This is a genomic window from Saccharopolyspora antibiotica, from assembly GCF_047200635.1.
GTDB lineage: Bacteria > Actinomycetota > Actinomycetes > Mycobacteriales > Pseudonocardiaceae > Saccharopolyspora_C.
The window spans coordinates 25729-41167 of the sequence record NZ_JBJZOI010000024.1 but is presented as its reverse complement, the minus strand read 5'-3'; the positions used below and the strand labels follow the sequence as shown (position 1 = coordinate 41167).

Sequence of the window (15439 nt, the reverse complement as noted above, 5' to 3'; positions counted from 1 at the left end):
CCGTTCCGGAGCCGGGACGCGAGCGGCTGGAGTGACGAACGGAACACCGCTCGCGGCCAGGTCGAGGGGCGGCGACGTCGCGATTCCGGGAGCGGAACGCTCCGCCACCCGGTGCGGCGCCGACCAGCTCGCGGACGGTCAGCCGCGCCGCGCCGCCAGGGCCGCGGTGATCAGCAGCGCCACCGAGGCGGCGATCGCGCACCAGAGGCCCGGTCCGGGAGCGGCCCCCTCGGCGCGGTCCGCGGTGAGCGGGAACTCCAGCGCCCGCACCGCCATCACCAGCGCCGCGCCGCCGAGCAGCGCGACCGCCCGCTCCGGACGGGACCTGGTCGCGAGCACGGCGGCGATCAGCACCGCGAGACCCGCGCCGATCAGCCCCCAGGACGCGGTGCCGAAGCGGGTGAACACGCCGGGGGCGGTGTAGTCGGGAGCGGTGAGCACCGGCAGCAGCACGGCCGCCAGCCCGAGCAGCGCGGAGATCCCGGCGGGCACCGCGACCACCGGCCGCCAGTCCCGCTCGGTGAGGTCCACGTCGTCGCGCTCCACCCCGCCCGCCACGGCGGCCACGGCCGCGGCGAGCACCGCGAGCGCCATCGCCGCGCCGGACAGCCAGGCGCCCGCGCTCGCGCTGGCCCCGGCGACCTGGGTGGCGGTGAGCACGCTGTCGAGGGCTGCCGCGCCGGCGAGCGGCAGCGCCGCCCACGCCACGGTGAGCGCGGGACGCACGGCGGCCGCGACCGGGGGGACCAGCAGCCCGGCACCGAGCAGCACCAGCGCCACGCCGCCCGGCCACAGCAGCCGGGCCGGGTACAGCGAGGGGTCGTCGATCCAGCTGGGCATCTCCAGGTGCGGGGTGAGCGCGGCGGCGATGCCGGACGCCCCGGCCAGCAGGGCCAGCGCCCCGGAGGCGCGCAGCAGCCGGGTCAGCGCGGGCAGCCGCACCTCCGCCGCGTCGTGCTCGGGCGTGCGACCGCCGACGATGGCGAGCGCCACCAGCGCGAGCGCGGCCACCAGGCCGAGCACCGGCCCCCAGGCGAGTTGCAGCCGGGTCAGCGCGGCGACGCCGAGCAGCGGGGGCACCACGGCTCCGGCGAGCCCGATGGCGATGCCGAGCAGTCCGCCGCGCACGAGCTCCGGGTCGCTGGACCCGGCCGCGAACCCGGCCGCGGCGGGGACCGCGATCGCCAGCAGCAGGCTGCCCACCCCGACGGCGACGGGCGCGTCGACCGCGGACTTGGCGAGCAGGTACGGATCGGCGGAGACGAAGGGCCCCATCAGCAGGCCGACCGCGGCGACGGCGCTCGCGCACAGCACGAGCGCGAGCAGCCCCTGCCCGCGTCCGGGCGCCCCCGCCTCCGCGCCGCCGGGGGACGAGCCGCCCGAGATCGAGCCGAAGGGGTCGTCGCCGGGCGCGGAACCACCGGAGTGATCGACCAGGCGACCGGTCGCGACCAGCGCGAGCACGCCGGCGACGAGCGCGAGCACGTGCCCGGCCAGCAGCAGCCAGGTGCCCGCGGCCGGGCCGATCGGGTCGAGGGTGTCCGGCAGCAGCAGCTCGGGACGCGCGGCGAGCCCGGCGTCGGCGACCAGTTGGAAGTCCTGGGCGAAGCGTCCGGGCGCGAGCACGGCGGGGCCGAGCAGCACGGCGGCGGACAGCACGGGGCGGGCGCGCCAGAACAGCGCCGCCAGCACGGCCGGGAGCATCGCGAGGATCAGCAGCGTCGGCCAGCCGGGGTACGCGGGTGGCATGTCCGGGCTGACCATCCCGATCAGCGGCGCGGTCCCGGCGAGCAGCGCGCCGAGGGCGGCCACCGCGATCGCCGCGGCGAGCCCGGTCGGCGGGCCGGTGGGTTCGGGCGCCGCCGGGCGGCTCATCGGCGTCTCCGGGGCTTCGAACGGGAGGTCGGACCGGGCACTCACCGCGCCGACGCTAGCAATCGATCGCCCGGGAACCTCGGGGACCTGCGATCGCTACGGACCGTGGCCCGGATCGGCCCCCGGTGGCGGTTGCGTTCCGCGAGGCGGCCCGCGCGGGCGGGAATAGCGGGGCCTCGGGCGTCGTTGCGGACACTCGGACGCCCTCCGGGTTGAGTGCGTTGCGGCAATTTTAGTGTGACTTGCGCCACTTGATTGCTGCCCCGGGCCACTGAGCGGGGTGATACCCCGCCACCCCATTGGTCCAAACGGGATCGACTTCCTCGATCACGAACCGCCAGGCAGTGCCGCTCGGTAATGCCCCGAGGGCAGGCGCGCACCGAGCGCGACCGCGCCCGCACGCCCGGCGATCATCACTTTCAGTGACCTCTTGACCACTGATCGAGATTTGCCCCTAGGGGATCAGCCTGGTTACTGTCCCCCGGTCCGTTGTCACGGTCCGATCACGACCGCCGGTTCCCCGACCGGCCTCCCGGAACCCCGTCCGGGAGCGAGTGGCGGACTCCCCGAGACGGAAGGGCAGGCCTTGTCTCGACACCGCTCCCCCGGCGGCACCCCGGTCGCCGAGGAGTCGTCCCCGCACGATCTTCCGCACCAGCGCCAACGCCGGTTCTCCACTCCCCCGTCGGTCATCCGCGGCCGCCTGGTCGTCGCCGCCGTCGCGGCGGGCGCCTTCGCCGCCGCCGGTCAGTCGATGGCCAGCGGCGAACCCGGCCCCGACCAGGACGGCATCAACCCGCTGGCCTCCGGTCAGGACGCCGCGGCTTCCTTCGGCTCCGCCGTCAACGACTCCCGCAGCGGCATGGGCGGTTCCGCGCCCGCGCCGGAGATGCTGCCGGTCGCCAAGGTCAGCAGCGCCGACGCCGAGGTCGAGAAGCTGGCCAAGAGCGAGCGCATCTCCGAGCAGCGCGCCGAGGAGGAGGCCGCTCGGATCGCCGCCGAGGAGGAGGCGAAGCGGCCGAAGATCGTCGCCCCCGCCGACGGCACCTTCACCTCCGGTTTCGGCGGCCGCTGGGGCACGACCCACTACGGCATCGACATCGCCAACAGCAAGGGCACCCCGATCGTCTCCGCCGCCGACGGCGTGGTCATCGAGGCGGGCTCGGCCTCCGGCTTCGGCCTGTGGGTCCGCGTGCAGCACGACGACGGCACGATCACGGTCTACGGCCACGTCAACACCATCACCGCCAGCGAGGGCGAGAAGGTGCAGGCGGGCGACCAGATCGCCACGATGGGCAACCGCGGCTTCTCCACCGGCACCCACCTGCACTTCGAGGTGTGGAACGCGAGCGGCAAGAAGATCAACCCGCTGCCCTGGCTGAGCGCGCGCGGCGTCGACGTCAGCTGATCCGCCGCGCGGGCCCGCCGCTCCGCCACGAGCGCGCTCCCGGTCCTCCCCGGGCACACTGCTCCTGGGGAGGAGCTCGATGGCACTGGAGAAGGCCGATTTCACCGGCACCCGCGCGACCATGCTCGCGACCCTCCACGGGCGGGCGCTGCACAGCCGGACCGCGAACCCGGTGCTGCGCGACCCGTACGCCGAGGAGGCGGTGCGGCGCATCGATCACGACTTCGGCTCGACCGGGCTGCGCCGGAACGACCCGCTCGCGATCGCGGTGCGCGGCCGCGTCTTCGACGACCTGACGGCCGCGCGCCTCGCGGCGGACCCCGAGGTCACCGTGCTGCACCTCGGGTGCGGACTGGACAGCCGGGTGCAACGGCTGGACCCGCCGCCGAGCGTCGAGTGGTACGACGTCGACTTCCCCGAGGTGATCGAGCTCCGGAACCGGATCTACCCGGAGCGGGCGCACCACCACACCATCGGTTCCTCGGTGACCGCGCCGGACCTGCTGCGCGCGTTCCCCGCCGACCGGCCCGCCCTGGTGGTCGCGGAAGGGCTCACCATGTACTTGCGGCCGGCCGAGGGCGTCGCGCTGCTGCGCCGGATCACCGAGCGCTTCCCGCGCGGCCACCTGATCTTCGACGTGCAGAGCCCGCTGGCGACGCGCTGGGCGCACCTGTTCAACGGCGCGGTCCGGGCGGCGGGCGCGCGGCTCACCTGGGGCGTGCGCGGCGGGCGCGAGCTGGAGCGGGCCGTGCCCGGGCTGGTGCTCGACCAGGAGCACACCTTCTTCGACGTGCCCGAGCTGGATCGGCTCCACCCCTTCTACCGCGCCCTGGTGCGGGGCATGGGCAGGGTTCCCGCCCTCCGCGACCTGGCCCTGGTGCTCACGATGCACTTCGGCTGAGCGGCGCGGGCGCCCAGCGGAGCCCGGCGACGAGCGGGACGGCGCTCAGCGGCCCCGCCGCCGACGCCGGACCGCGGCGCGAGCCGAGCCCCGCGGCGGGCTCAGAGCTTCGTGAGGGGGACGCTGCCGATGAGCATCAGGCGGACGGTGCCCGCGCTGCCGAAGTCGATCGTGGCCGTCGCGCGGGGGCCCTCGCCCTCGGTGTTGACGACGGTGCCCAGGCCGTACTTGTCGTGCGTGACGCGGTCGCCCGCGTCCAGCTTGATCGCGACCGCGTCCTTCCAGCCCGGTGCCCCGGTGCTGCGCAGCCCGCGCGAGGCGACCCGGGCCTGCGCGGAGTCCGCGCCGCCCCGGTCGAAGCCACCACCGCGCCCGCCCCAGGTGCTGCGGACCTGCGGGGCGGCGCGCTCGGGCTCGACGCGGCGCCAGTCCATCAGCTCGTCGGGGATCTCGGTGAGGAACCGCGAGGACGGGTTCGCCATCGGCTGTCCCCACGCGGATCGCATCAGCGCGCGGGACAGGTGGAGCCGCTGGCGCGCTCGGGTGATGCCCACGTAGGCGAGCCTGCGCTCCTCCGCGAGCTCGGCGGGATCGCTCAGCGCCCGCATGTGCGGGAAGATCCCGTCCTCCCACCCGGTCGCGAACACGACCGGGAACTCCAGGCCCTTCGCGGTGTGCAGCGTCATCAGGGTGACGACGCCGTCCCCGGACTCGGGCAGCGAGTCGGCGTCGGCGACCAGCGAGACGCGTTCGAGGAACGCCGCCAGCGAATCGTCGGCGGGCAGCCCGGCGGCCTGCTCCTCGGTGTCCTCGGCGGCCGGTTCGGCCGGGAGGACCACGGCCTCGGCCGAGGGATCGGCGCCCTCGGCGGTGGGGCCGCCGTCCTGCGGGGCGCGGGTCTCGGTGAACTCGCGGGCGACCGTGACCAGCTCGATCAGGTTCTCCACCCGGCTCGCGTCCTGCGGGTCGTCGCTGGCCTCCAGCTCACCGCGGTATCCGGTGCGCTCCAGCACGGCGTCCAGCACCTCGGCGACGTCGGACTCCCGCGCGACCTCGCCGAGCTCGTCCAGCAGCGCCACGAACCCGGCGATCTGCTTCTGCGCGCGGGTGGCCAGCGCGGGGACGCGGCGTTCGGCGGCCTCCCGCAGCGCGGCGGCGAAGGAGATCCGCTGCTGGTCGGCGTGCGCGGCCACGACGGCCTCGGCGCGGTCGCCGATCCCGCGCTTGGGCACGTTGAGGACGCGCCGCAGGCTGACGGTGTCGTCCGGGTTGTCCAGCACCCGCAGGTAGGCGAGCGCGTCGCGCACCTCGCGGCGCTCGTAGAACCGCACGCCGCCCACCACCCGGTAGGGCAGCCCGAGCCGGATGAAGACCTCTTCGAAGACGCGGGACTGGTTGTTGGTCCGGTAGAACACGGCGATGTCGTTGAAGGTGACCTCGCCGTCGTCGACGAGCCGGTCGATCTCCCCCGCCACGAACGCGGCCTCGTCGTGCTCGTTGTCGGCGACGTAGCCGACGATCGGGGCGCCCTCCCCCGCGTCGCTCCACAGCCGCTTGTCGCGGCGGTTCGGGTTGCGGCGGATCACCGAGTTCGCCGCGGTGAGGATGGTCTGGGTGGAGCGGTAGTTCTGCTCCAGCAGGATCGTGCGCGCCTGCGGGTAGTCGCGCTCGAACTCCTCGATGTTGCGGATCGTGGCCCCGCGGAAGGCGTAGATCGACTGGTCCGCGTCGCCGACCACGCACAGCTCGGCGGGCGGAGTGCCCAGCTCGGTGTCCTCGGTGCCGACGAGCTCGCGGACCAGCGCGTACTGCGCGTGGTTGGTGTCCTGGTACTCGTCGACCATCACGTGCCGGAAGCGCCGCCGGTAGTGCTCGGCGATGTCCGGGTGCTCCCGAAGCAGGGCGACCGTGCGCATGATCAGGTCGTCGAAGTCCATCGCCTGCGACTCGGCCAGCCTGCGCTGGTAGGCGGCGTAGACCTGCGCGACCTTGCGCTCCAGGTCGTTGCCCGCGCGCTCGGCGGCCTCCTCCGGCGCCACCAGCTCGTTCTTCAGGTTCGACACGTGGATGGCCAACGTCTTCGGCGGGTAGCGCTTGGAGTCGAGCTCCAGCTCCCGGCCGATCATCGTGATGAGCCGCTTGGAGTCGTCGGAGTCGTAGATCGAGAAGTTCGACGACAGCCCCAGCACCTTCGCCTCGCGGCGCAGCACCCGCACGCACATCGAGTGGAAGGTGGACACCCACATCGCGTTCGCCCGGCGGCCCACCAGGTCGGCCACCCGCTCCTTCATCTCGGCGGCGGCCTTGTTGGTGAAGGTGATGGCCATGATCTGACCGGGGTGCACGCCCTGGGCCAGCAGGTGCGCGATGCGGCTGGTGAGCACCCGGGTCTTGCCGGACCCGGCGCCCGCGACGATGAGCAGCGGGCAGCCGGAGTGCACCACGGCGTCCCGCTGCTGCGAGTTCAGGCCCGCGAGCAGGGCGTCCGGCCCGCCCCCGGCGGGGTCGGAACCGGGCTCGGCGGGGCCGTCGTGCGGGAGATCGAAGAGGGTGCTCATCGCCCGTCCACGTTACCGGCAACCCCCGACAGTCCCTGCTCGCGTCCGGCCGCCCCGCGCCAGCGGGATGATCTCAGCTACCGGGAGCGCCGTCCCGGGAGCTGGCCACCGCAGCACGTGCTGTGGCAGAATCGGCGCCGTGCTGACGCGGACGCGCCTTGCAGGCGCAGAGTTTTTCTACGGGCGGACCGGGGATCCGGCGCCCGTAGGCGCGTGAGCGCACACCACTACGACGCCCCGGAGTCCCTCGGACTCGGGGCGTTTCACGTGTCCGGGCCCGGGGTGCGGGGCACGATTCGGAGGATCGCGTCATGAACGCCGCTGTGGACGGTGACCAGCACCAGCCCGAACCCGCCGACGGTGCACCACTCCCGGCCTCGGAGGCCATCTCCGGCTTCCGGGAGGAGATCGACTACCTCGACGCCGAGATCCTGCGCCTGGTCAAGCGCCGCGCGGAGGTCTCGCGCCAGGTGGGCGAGGCCCGCATGGCCGACGGCGGACCCCGCATCGTCTACAACCGCGAGATGGACGTCCTGGCCCGCTACCGCGACCTCGGCCCGGAGGGCCGCGAGCTGGCCATGATCCTGCTGCGCCTCGGCCGCGGCCGCCTCGGCAGGTAGTTCCCGGCCGCGGGGCTCCCGCCAGCGGAGCCCCGCACCGGTTCAGCTCCGGCTCAGTAGTCGTTGTTGCGGAATTTGGTCTGGGTGGTCTGGAGCGCCTTCAACGCGCCCGCGCCACCGCCGGCGCCCAGCAGCATCGCGAACACGTCCGCGCCCGCCCCGCCGCTGGCCGCGATGAGCAGCGCCAGCACCGTGACGCCCAGCGTCGCGGCGGTCACCGGCAACCGCTTGCGCGCGAAGTCGACCACCGGCTGCCCACCCGGCCGCTTCTTCGCCGCCGAGGTCAACATCCCCAGATAAGCCCCGTGCCCCGCGGCGGCCAGCAGCGCCACGAAGGTCACCAGCAGAGCGACGATCCCGATCAGTCCCATGACTCCAGTCTGCCCTCTTCCCGGCCGGTCCGGTATGGGTGGTTTCCCGGAGGCCTCCACCGGGCAACTTCAGGTCCGAGCTGGGGCGGGGCGGCCGGCCAGGGGAGCGGTTGCACCGATCCCCTGGATTGAGATCGTCATCACGCATAGGTTGTCGGGCTATGAATGATCGCCCGGCAGGTTCCCCGAACCCTGGACTCCCGGACGCGCACTCCCTGGCAGGCAAGCGGGCGGTCGTCACCGGGGCCGCCAGCGGCATCGGCTCCGCCGCCGCCCGCCGCCTCGCCGGAGCGGGCGCCACCGTGGTCGTCGTCGACCGGGAGGCCGACGCCGTCCAGCGGGTCGCCGAGGAGATCGGCGCCGAGGCCCGCATCGCGGACCTGGAGGACCTCGACGCCGCCGCCCAGCTCGGCGAGGGCGCCGACATCCTCGTCAACAACGCGGGGTTGCAGCACGTCGCCCCCGTGCACCAGTTCCCGCCGGAGATGTTCACCAAGATCCTCAAGGTCATGCTCGAAGCCCCGTTCCGGATCACCCGCGCCGCCCTGCCCGGGATGTACGAGCGGGGATGGGGCCGCGTCGTCAACATCTCCTCGGTGCACGGGCTGCGGGCATCGCCGTACAAGAGCGCCTACGTGGCCGCCAAGCACGGGCTCGAAGGGCTGTCCAAGACCATCGCCGTGGAGGCCGCCGGGTACGGGGTCACGTCCAACTGCGTGTGCCCCGGGTTCGTCCGGACCCCGCTGGTGGAGAAGCAGGTCGCCGAGCAGGCCGAGTTGCACCGGGTGCCCGAGGAGCAGGTGGTGGAGGACGTGCTGCTCTCCCGCACTCCCGTCAAGCGGCTGGTGGAGCCCGCCGAGGTGGCCGAACTCGTGCACTGGCTGTGCGGACCGGCCACCGCCTCGGTCACGGGTGCGTCGTTCCCGATGGACGGCGGGTGGACCGCGCACTGATCCCGGCGGGACGCGGCGGCGGAGGAATCGCAAGTCGAGGTCCGGAGGTCGGGTGTCACACGTTCGGGCCTTCCTCGGGTAGATCACCGGCTGGTGCGACGCGCGGAGCGGGCGGAGCTGCCTAGCCTCCCCGACCATGACCCCTTCGGCGGCGCCCCGTCCGGCCGCGAACCCGTCGTCCCCGCAGGCACCGCGCACGATCAGCTGGGGCGGGCTCATCGAGCAGCCCGCACCGGGCGCGGGCCCGCACCGGATCCGCGCGGTGAGCGCCTGCGCGGCCGAGACCGGGGGACGCTTCCCGGACGACGCGAGCAGCGACCCGCTCGGGGAACCGGCGCCCGCGGGCGGGTTGCGGGAGTTCGACCTCGGCACGGTGCCCGCCTCGGTGACGCCGCCCCCGTCGTCGCGGCGGGCGGCGTGGTTCGCGGTGGCCTCGGCCGGGGCCGCGTTCGGCGGCCTGCTGCTGGTGGCGGCGACGCTGGTGACTCCGCACACCTCGATCGACGGCCTGCGGCTGCCGGAGATGCCGCGCGCCACGCGCTTCCCGGCCCCGGAGCACGACCGGCCGCTGGCCGAGCCGCGGCCCTCCAGCCGTCCCGCCCCGTCCGCCGAGCCGCGCCCGCTGCCCGGCGAGCCGCCGCCCGGTGCGCGGCCGGACGGCCGGGAGCCGCGCCCCGGACCACCGGTGACCGCCGCCGACCTCGACGCCGCGGCCCCGGAGGCGGCCGCACCTCCCCGCTCCCCGGAAGGGCCCGCGGAACTCCCGTCGGAGCCCTCGCCCGAGCCCCGGCCCGCCCCGCCGATCACCTATCGGGGCGAGCTGCTGACGCTGGCGGATCCCGAGGTGGTGGCGGCGCGATCGAATTCGTACTTCGCCGCGATCCGGGACGGCGACCTGCGGTCGGCCTACGCGATGACGGCGGGCAGGCTGCGCGCGGACGGGTTCGCGGCGTTCGCCGCGCCGTACCGGGACGCCACCTCGATCGAGGTGCTGGCCGTCTCGGCGGCCTCGTCGAGCACGGTGACCTCGCTGCGCATCACCCGCCCCGGGGGCGTGGTGGAGGAGCGGCGACGGCTTCGGTTCAGCGCCGGTGCGCACCCGCGGATCACCGCGGACGCCCCCGCGTAGCGGCTGTTACCCGACGTGAGCGGCTGCTCCGTTCGAGAACCAGATCCGTCCGGACGGCCTCCCTTTCAGGTGAAGTCACGCGCCGAACACCCGCAACGCGCTCAGTGCGGAGTAGAGCTACAGCACGCCGCCTGAGGACAGCCGTTCAGGCGGCCGCGATGCGAAGGAGGCCCGGCGAACCGAGATGCGGCAGCACTCCCACCCCGCGCCGCGGATCAGCACCCCGGATCGGAACTCCCGACCCGGCCCGGCCGCGCGGACCACCGAACCGATCATCCGCATCCGGCCCACCGCGGACCCCGCGTTCCGGTCCCGCGCGCTCCTGCCCCGGGGCGGGCCGGTGGTGGAGCTGATCCGGGGGACGCCGAAGATCGTCCACATCGACTCGCAGCCGCCGCGGCTCAGCGCCGAGGAGACCGCGCGCACCGAGGAGCTGGTCAACGAACTGCTCGACGCCGAAACCCCGGTGGCGGCCACCCCCGCGTCGCCGGGCCTGCGGGTGTCGGTGGGGGCGCTGTGCACGGCGCTCACCTTGAGCGCGGCGGTCGCCACGGCCGCGCTCAGCGGTGCCGCCCCGGCCGACGCCCGCCTCGCCCAGGCCGGACCGGAACCGGTCGACGGGGTCGCGGCCGCGCTCGGCCCGGTCCAGGCGGTCAGCGCCCGCTCCGCGCCCGGAACCGATCCGGCCGCGGCCCGCGAGCCCTCGGTGGTGGCGTCCGCGCGGGAGTTCTACGCCCACCTCGACCGCTCCCCGGCGCAGGCGGGCCCCCGGCTCGCACCCGGCCTGCCGGCGGACTTCGCCTGGGGGGACGTCGCCTCGGTCCGGGTGCTGCGGCTGCGGGCCGAGTCACCGGAGCGGGCGAGCGCGGTCGTCGAGATCGCGCACCGGGACGGCTCCCGCTCGGTGCTGCGGCACCGGCTGGAGCTCGGCGCGGGCGGGATCGCGGCGCGGCTGCTGTCGTTGCAGCACTTCCCGCGCTGACCCGCCGTCTTCACAACGATGCGGCAACGACGTCGAACGCCGACGGCCGCCGCCGGATTCGCCCGGTCACGACCGGAACACCCGAGACGGCCCCGGCGCCCGCGAGGACACGTTCCGCCGCCCGGCCGAGCACGCCGCGTGTGGACTGCGGAAACGGATCGGACATCCGGGACGATGAACGGGACGGCACCGGTGAACCCGGTGCTGGAGGGATCGGCGCGGCGGATCTCACGACTTCGGGTCTGCGCCGAGGAGGCGTCGGCTAGGCTGCCGTACCGCGGCCAGTTGTCGGCCACCGGCCGGACCGGGCCGCGCTGAATGGAACGTGTACTTGTCGGAGGGCCGGACCGGTCCGCTAAACCGCCGATGCCCGACGGGGTGGCACCCGATCCGGAGACCGGATCGCACCCGCACCCGAGCGGGCATCGAGAGCAGTACGGGAGACGTCGGTGAGCGACGAAGGTCGCCTGGTCGCCGGACGCTACCGAGTGCAGCGACGCATCGGCAGTGGCGCGATGGGCGTGGTGTGGGAGTGTGTGGATGAACGCCTGCACCGCACTGTCGCGGTCAAGCAGTTGTTGTTGCAGCCCGGACTGGACCCGGGTGAGGCCGAGGAAGCGCGTCAGCGGGCCATGCGGGAAGGCCGCATCGCGGCACGCCTGCAGCACCAGCACGCGATCTCGGTGTACGACGTAGCTGAGGACGAAGGCCAGCCGGTGCTGGTCATGGAGTACCTGCCCTCCACCAGCCTGGCGGCGATGATGTCCGAGCACGGACCGCTGCCGCCGCGCGAGGTGGCCCGGATCGGTGCGCAAGCAGCCGCGGCGCTCGGCGCCGCGCACGCGGCGGGGGTGGTCCACCGGGACGTCAAGCCGGGCAACATCCTGCTCGGCGACAACGGGACGGTGAAGATCACCGACTTCGGCATCTCGCGCGCCCAGGGCGACGTGCAGGTGACGAAGACGGGGATGCTCGCGGGCACGCCCGCCTACCTGTCACCGGACGTCGCGATGGGCCAGGAGCCGTCCGGGGCCTCCGACGTGTTCTCCCTCGGCGCCACGCTCTACGCGGCGATCGAGGGCAGGCCGCCGTTCGGGCTGAACGAGAACACGCTGGCGCTGCTGCACGCGGTCGCCGCGGGCCGCATCGATCCGCCCCAGCAGTCGGGACCGATGTCCCAGCCGCTGATGGCGATGATGCAGGTGCGCGTCGAGGACCGGCCGGACATGGCCCAGGTCCGGGAGATGCTGCTGGCCATCGCCGACGGCGGGTCGGCCCCCTCGATCCCGGCGATGGCCGCGCCGATCCCTCCCGCGATCGGGCCGGAGCCCGGCGGCAGCAGGCCCGACCTGCAGCCGACCAGCGTCGTCGACCACGACTACGGCAACGGGACCGCCTACTACGAGGAGGACCCGTACGGTCCGCAGGGTTCCAACCCGCGCACCGCCTACCTGGGTCCGGACCGGCGCGGCGGAGCGGGTGCGATGGACGAGCCCCCGCGGCGCAGCAAGCGCCCGCTGGTGGTCTCCGGCATCGCGCTGGTCGCCGCCGCCGTGGTCGCGGTGCTGGTGACCTCGGCGTTCCTGAGCAGCAACCAGCCCGACCCGGTGGGCAACAACGAGGGCACCAGCCAGGCCCCGCCGCCCCCGCCGCCGCCCGCACCGGTCACGTCCTCCGAGAGCTCCACCTACGAGGACGAGACGACCTCCCGGGAGACCTCCAGCAGGCCGACGTCGAGCGAGCAGCCCTCGCGGCCGACGACGACGCAGCAGCAGCCGACCTCCACCGAGGAGACGGAACCGACCGAGACCTCCGACAGCGAGGAGCAGCCGACCTCCGCCGACGAGACGACGGAGTCGGAGTCGCCGCAGTCGGGCAGCGCCTCCGCCTTCCGCATCCCGGGCTGACCGTCCGGGTGCGTCGCTCCTCCGGGCCGGGGACAGGCATCTCGCGATGCGTGCCCCGGCCCGGTGCGTTTCCCCGGGTCGCGCCGCTCCCCGGACCTGGTGCGTTCCACGGGGGCCATCCCAGTAACGTGAAGCCGATGAGCACGAGCCGGTCTCGGGGGCCCGGTCAGCACCGACTTAGCCGCCACCACTGCAGCATCAGGAGATACCTGTGAGCGCCGAGGGCCGTTTGATCACGGGCCGGTACCGGTTGGAGAAGCGCATCGGCAGCGGCGCCATGGGTGTCGTGTGGCGCGCGGTCGACGAGCGCCTGCACCGCACGGTCGCGGTCAAGCAGCTGCTGCTCCAGCCCGGTTACACCGACGAGGAGACCGAGGAGGCCCGGCAGCGCTCGATGCGCGAGGGCCGGATCGCGGCCCGGTTGCAGCACCAGAACGCGATCGTGGTCTTCGACGTCGCCGAGGACGAGGGCCAGCCGGTGCTGGTCATGGAGTACCTGCCCTCGCAGAGCCTGGCGACCGTGCTCAACGAGCAGGGCGTGCTGCCGCCGCAGTCGGTGGCGCGGATCGGCGCGCAGGTCGCGGGGGCGCTCGCGGCGGCCCACATGGCCGGGATCGTGCACCGGGACCTCAAGCCGGGGAACGTCCTGCTCGGCGACAACGGCATCGCGAAGATCACCGACTTCGGCATCTCCCGCGCCATCGGCGACGTGGCCGTGACCAAGAGCGGCATCCTCGCGGGCACGCCCGCCTACCTCTCCCCGGAGGTCGCGCTGGGCCGCGATCCGGCGCCCGCCTCCGACGTGTTCTCGCTGGGCGCGACGCTCTACGCGGCGGTCGAGGGCGAGCCCCCGTTCGGCACCGACGAGAACGCGATCAGCCTGCTGCACCGGGTGGCGCGCGGTCAGGTGGACTCGCCGCGCCAGGCCGGGCCGCTGGCCCCCGCGCTGATGCAGCTGCTGCAACCGGACCCGGTGGACCGCCCGACGATGGCGCAGACGAGGGGCATGTTGCTCGCGGTCGCCGAGGGGCGGCCGCTGCCCGGCGGGTCGACCCCGGCCTCGGGCTGGCAGCGCCCGGCCGCTCCCCCGCCGAGCCGCCCGAAGCGGGAGGCGCCCACCCGGGTGGGCGCGGCCCCGGCCGGTTCCGGCAACCCGCCGACGCAGGTCGGGCAGGTCCCGGTGAGTGAGCCCGCGAGCGGCTCCGCTTCGCGGACGGCGGTGCTGCTGTGGGCGGCGGCGCTGCTGGTGGCGGTGCTGGTGGGCGTGTTGACGGCGAACGCCTTCGGCAGCGGCTCCGGTGGGCGCGACGAGTCGGCCCCCGAGCCGACCGCCCCACCGGTGACGGCCAACCCGGGGCCGACCGCGGCACCCACGACGGCGACCTCCGCGCAGACCTCCGCGGCCGAGCCGACGACGAGCAGCGCCACCAGCTCGACGACCACGGCCACCTCCTCCAGCGAGGAGGAGGAGAAGGACGAGCAGCCGTCGAAGGACGAGATCGAGGACGTGGTGAAGACCTACTTCGCCGCGGTCCCCGACGACCTGGACGCCTCCTGGAGCCTGCTCGGTCCCGGCCTGAAGGCCGGGGGCAAGGACTCCTACCAGCGGTTCTGGAACTCGATCGACGACGTGAAGATCGTCTCGGGTCCGCGTTCCGCCGGCCCGAACGTGCTGGTGGTCCTGGAGTTCGAGAAGGACGGCAAGAGCAGCAAGGAGCGCCACCTCCTCGGGATGGTGGCCAAGAACGGCAAGGCCCTGATCAACAGCGATCGGCGCGTCTAGGACCGCGCCTCACGCTCGCGCGACCCCCGCGAGGGCCGCGAGCAGGGCACGGGTGGCCGGCTGGGCGGCGACGGTCTCGCGGATCGCGACGTGCAGGCGGCGGACCGGTTCCGGGTGGCGCAGCGGGCGGACCACGACCCCCGGGTGCAGCACGCCGAGCGCGAGCCGCGGTTGCAGGCCCACTCCCAGTCCGGCGGCGACGAACCCCTGGGCCGAGTAGTCCCCGCCGGTCTCCAGCGCGACCCGGGGCGTGAACCCGGCCGCGTCGAAGGCCTCCCGCTGCGACTCCGCGCAGGGCCCGCCGCCCAGCGCCTCCCCCAGCACCCAGGATTCGGCCGCGAGTTGGACCAGGTCGAGTTCCTGCTGCTCGCACAGCGGATGACCCTGCGGCAGCACCACCTGGTACGGATCGTCGACGAGGTGCTCGACCCGCACGCCGCGCGCCCGCGGCACCTCCCGGCCGACGACGATCACCGCGAGGTCGGCCTCGCCGGTGGCGACCTCGCCCAGGATTCCCTCATCGATCATCTTGAGCTCCAGGCGCACCTCGGGGTGCTCGGCGCGGAACTTCGCCACCGCGGGCGGGATGAGACCGACACCGGCGGTGTTGAAGTACCGCAGCCGCAGCAGGCCGGTGCGCCCGGCGCGCAGGTCGGCCAGCTCGGCCTCGGCGTCGGCGAGCAGCCCGGCGAGCTCGGTGGCGCGCTCGGCGAGCAGCCGACCGGCCGGCGTGGGCCGCACCCCGCGGCCGGCCTTCTCCAGCAGCGGAGTGCCCGCCTCGCGTTCCAGGGTCGCGATCTGCTGGCTGATCGCCGAGGGCGTGTAGCCGAGGTTGGCAGCGGCGCTGCTGATCGAACCGCCGCTGACGACGGCGCGGAGGACTTGCATTCGGCGAACGTCGAGCACGACCCAACACTACAGCAAACCTGAAAGATCACTTTATTTTATTTCG

12 protein-coding genes are annotated in these 15439 nt (G+C 74.1%); 8 read left to right on the top strand and 4 right to left on the bottom strand.

Features of this window, described 5'->3' with window-relative positions:
• Positions 1–138: 138 nt before the first annotated feature.
• Positions 139–1920: a hypothetical protein gene (locus ACL03H_RS19840; RefSeq protein WP_412812774.1), complete on the bottom strand. Its 1782-nt coding sequence runs from the start codon at positions 1918–1920 to the stop codon at positions 139–141.
• Between the two features lie 541 nt (positions 1921–2461).
• Here ACL03H_RS19840 and ACL03H_RS19835 point away from each other — a divergent pair.
• Together ACL03H_RS19835 and ACL03H_RS19830 are read left to right on the top strand one after the other, a co-directional pair.
• The gene (locus ACL03H_RS19835; protein WP_412812773.1) at positions 2462–3283 is read left to right on the top strand and encodes a M23 family metallopeptidase; all 822 of its coding nucleotides are present in this window, start codon (positions 2462–2464) and stop codon (positions 3281–3283) included.
• Between the two features lie 79 nt (positions 3284–3362).
• The gene (locus tag ACL03H_RS19830; protein ID WP_412812772.1) at positions 3363–4184 is read left to right on the top strand and encodes a class I SAM-dependent methyltransferase; all 822 of its coding nucleotides are present in this window, start codon (positions 3363–3365) and stop codon (positions 4182–4184) included.
• Positions 4185–4285: 101 nt separating this feature from the next.
• Here the strand turns inward: ACL03H_RS19830 and ACL03H_RS19825 are convergent, their stop codons facing one another.
• Positions 4286–6742: a UvrD-helicase domain-containing protein gene (locus ACL03H_RS19825; protein WP_412812771.1), complete on the bottom strand. Its 2457-nt coding sequence runs from the start codon at positions 6740–6742 to the stop codon at positions 4286–4288.
• 311 nt (positions 6743–7053) lie between these two features.
• Here ACL03H_RS19825 and ACL03H_RS19820 point away from each other — a divergent pair, with 311 nt between their 5' ends.
• Positions 7054–7362, top strand: a complete 309-nt coding sequence (locus ACL03H_RS19820; protein ID WP_412812770.1) for a chorismate mutase — start codon at positions 7054–7056, stop codon at positions 7360–7362.
• A 53-nt stretch (positions 7363–7415) separates the two neighbouring features.
• On the opposite strand, the gene ACL03H_RS19815 is transcribed toward ACL03H_RS19820, so the two are convergent.
• Positions 7416–7733 (bottom strand): hypothetical protein, encoded by a 318-nt coding sequence (locus tag ACL03H_RS19815; RefSeq protein ID WP_412812769.1) that lies wholly within the window; start codon positions 7731–7733, stop codon positions 7416–7418.
• Between the two features lie 161 nt (positions 7734–7894).
• Here ACL03H_RS19815 and ACL03H_RS19810 point away from each other — a divergent pair, with 161 nt between their 5' ends.
• The 5 genes from ACL03H_RS19810 (at position 7895) to ACL03H_RS19790 (ending at position 14487) form a co-directional block, all read left to right on the top strand.
• Positions 7895–8686 (top strand): 3-hydroxybutyrate dehydrogenase, encoded by a 792-nt coding sequence (locus tag ACL03H_RS19810; RefSeq protein ID WP_412812768.1) that lies wholly within the window; start codon positions 7895–7897, stop codon positions 8684–8686.
• A gap of 136 nt (positions 8687–8822) precedes the next feature.
• The gene (locus tag ACL03H_RS19805) at positions 8823–9815 is read left to right on the top strand and encodes a hypothetical protein (RefSeq protein WP_412812767.1); all 993 of its coding nucleotides are present in this window, start codon (positions 8823–8825) and stop codon (positions 9813–9815) included.
• A gap of 184 nt (positions 9816–9999) precedes the next feature.
• Positions 10000–10797, top strand: a complete 798-nt coding sequence (locus ACL03H_RS19800; protein WP_412812766.1) for a TrbL/VirB6 family protein — start codon at positions 10000–10002, stop codon at positions 10795–10797.
• A gap of 449 nt (positions 10798–11246) precedes the next feature.
• A complete protein-coding gene (locus tag ACL03H_RS19795) occupies positions 11247–12704 on the top strand; it encodes a serine/threonine-protein kinase (RefSeq protein WP_412812765.1) in 1458 nt (485 codons plus the stop codon).
• Between the two features lie 211 nt (positions 12705–12915).
• Positions 12916–14487 carry a serine/threonine-protein kinase gene (locus tag ACL03H_RS19790; RefSeq protein ID WP_412812764.1) on the top strand — a complete coding sequence of 524 codons (1572 nt, stop codon included), beginning with the start codon at positions 12916–12918 and terminating at the stop codon, positions 14485–14487.
• A gap of 9 nt (positions 14488–14496) precedes the next feature.
• On the opposite strand, the gene ACL03H_RS19785 is transcribed toward ACL03H_RS19790, so the two are convergent.
• Positions 14497–15393, bottom strand: coding sequence for a LysR family transcriptional regulator (locus ACL03H_RS19785; protein WP_412812763.1), 897 nt, complete (start codon positions 15391–15393; stop codon positions 14497–14499).
• Positions 15394–15439 lie beyond the last annotated feature (46 nt).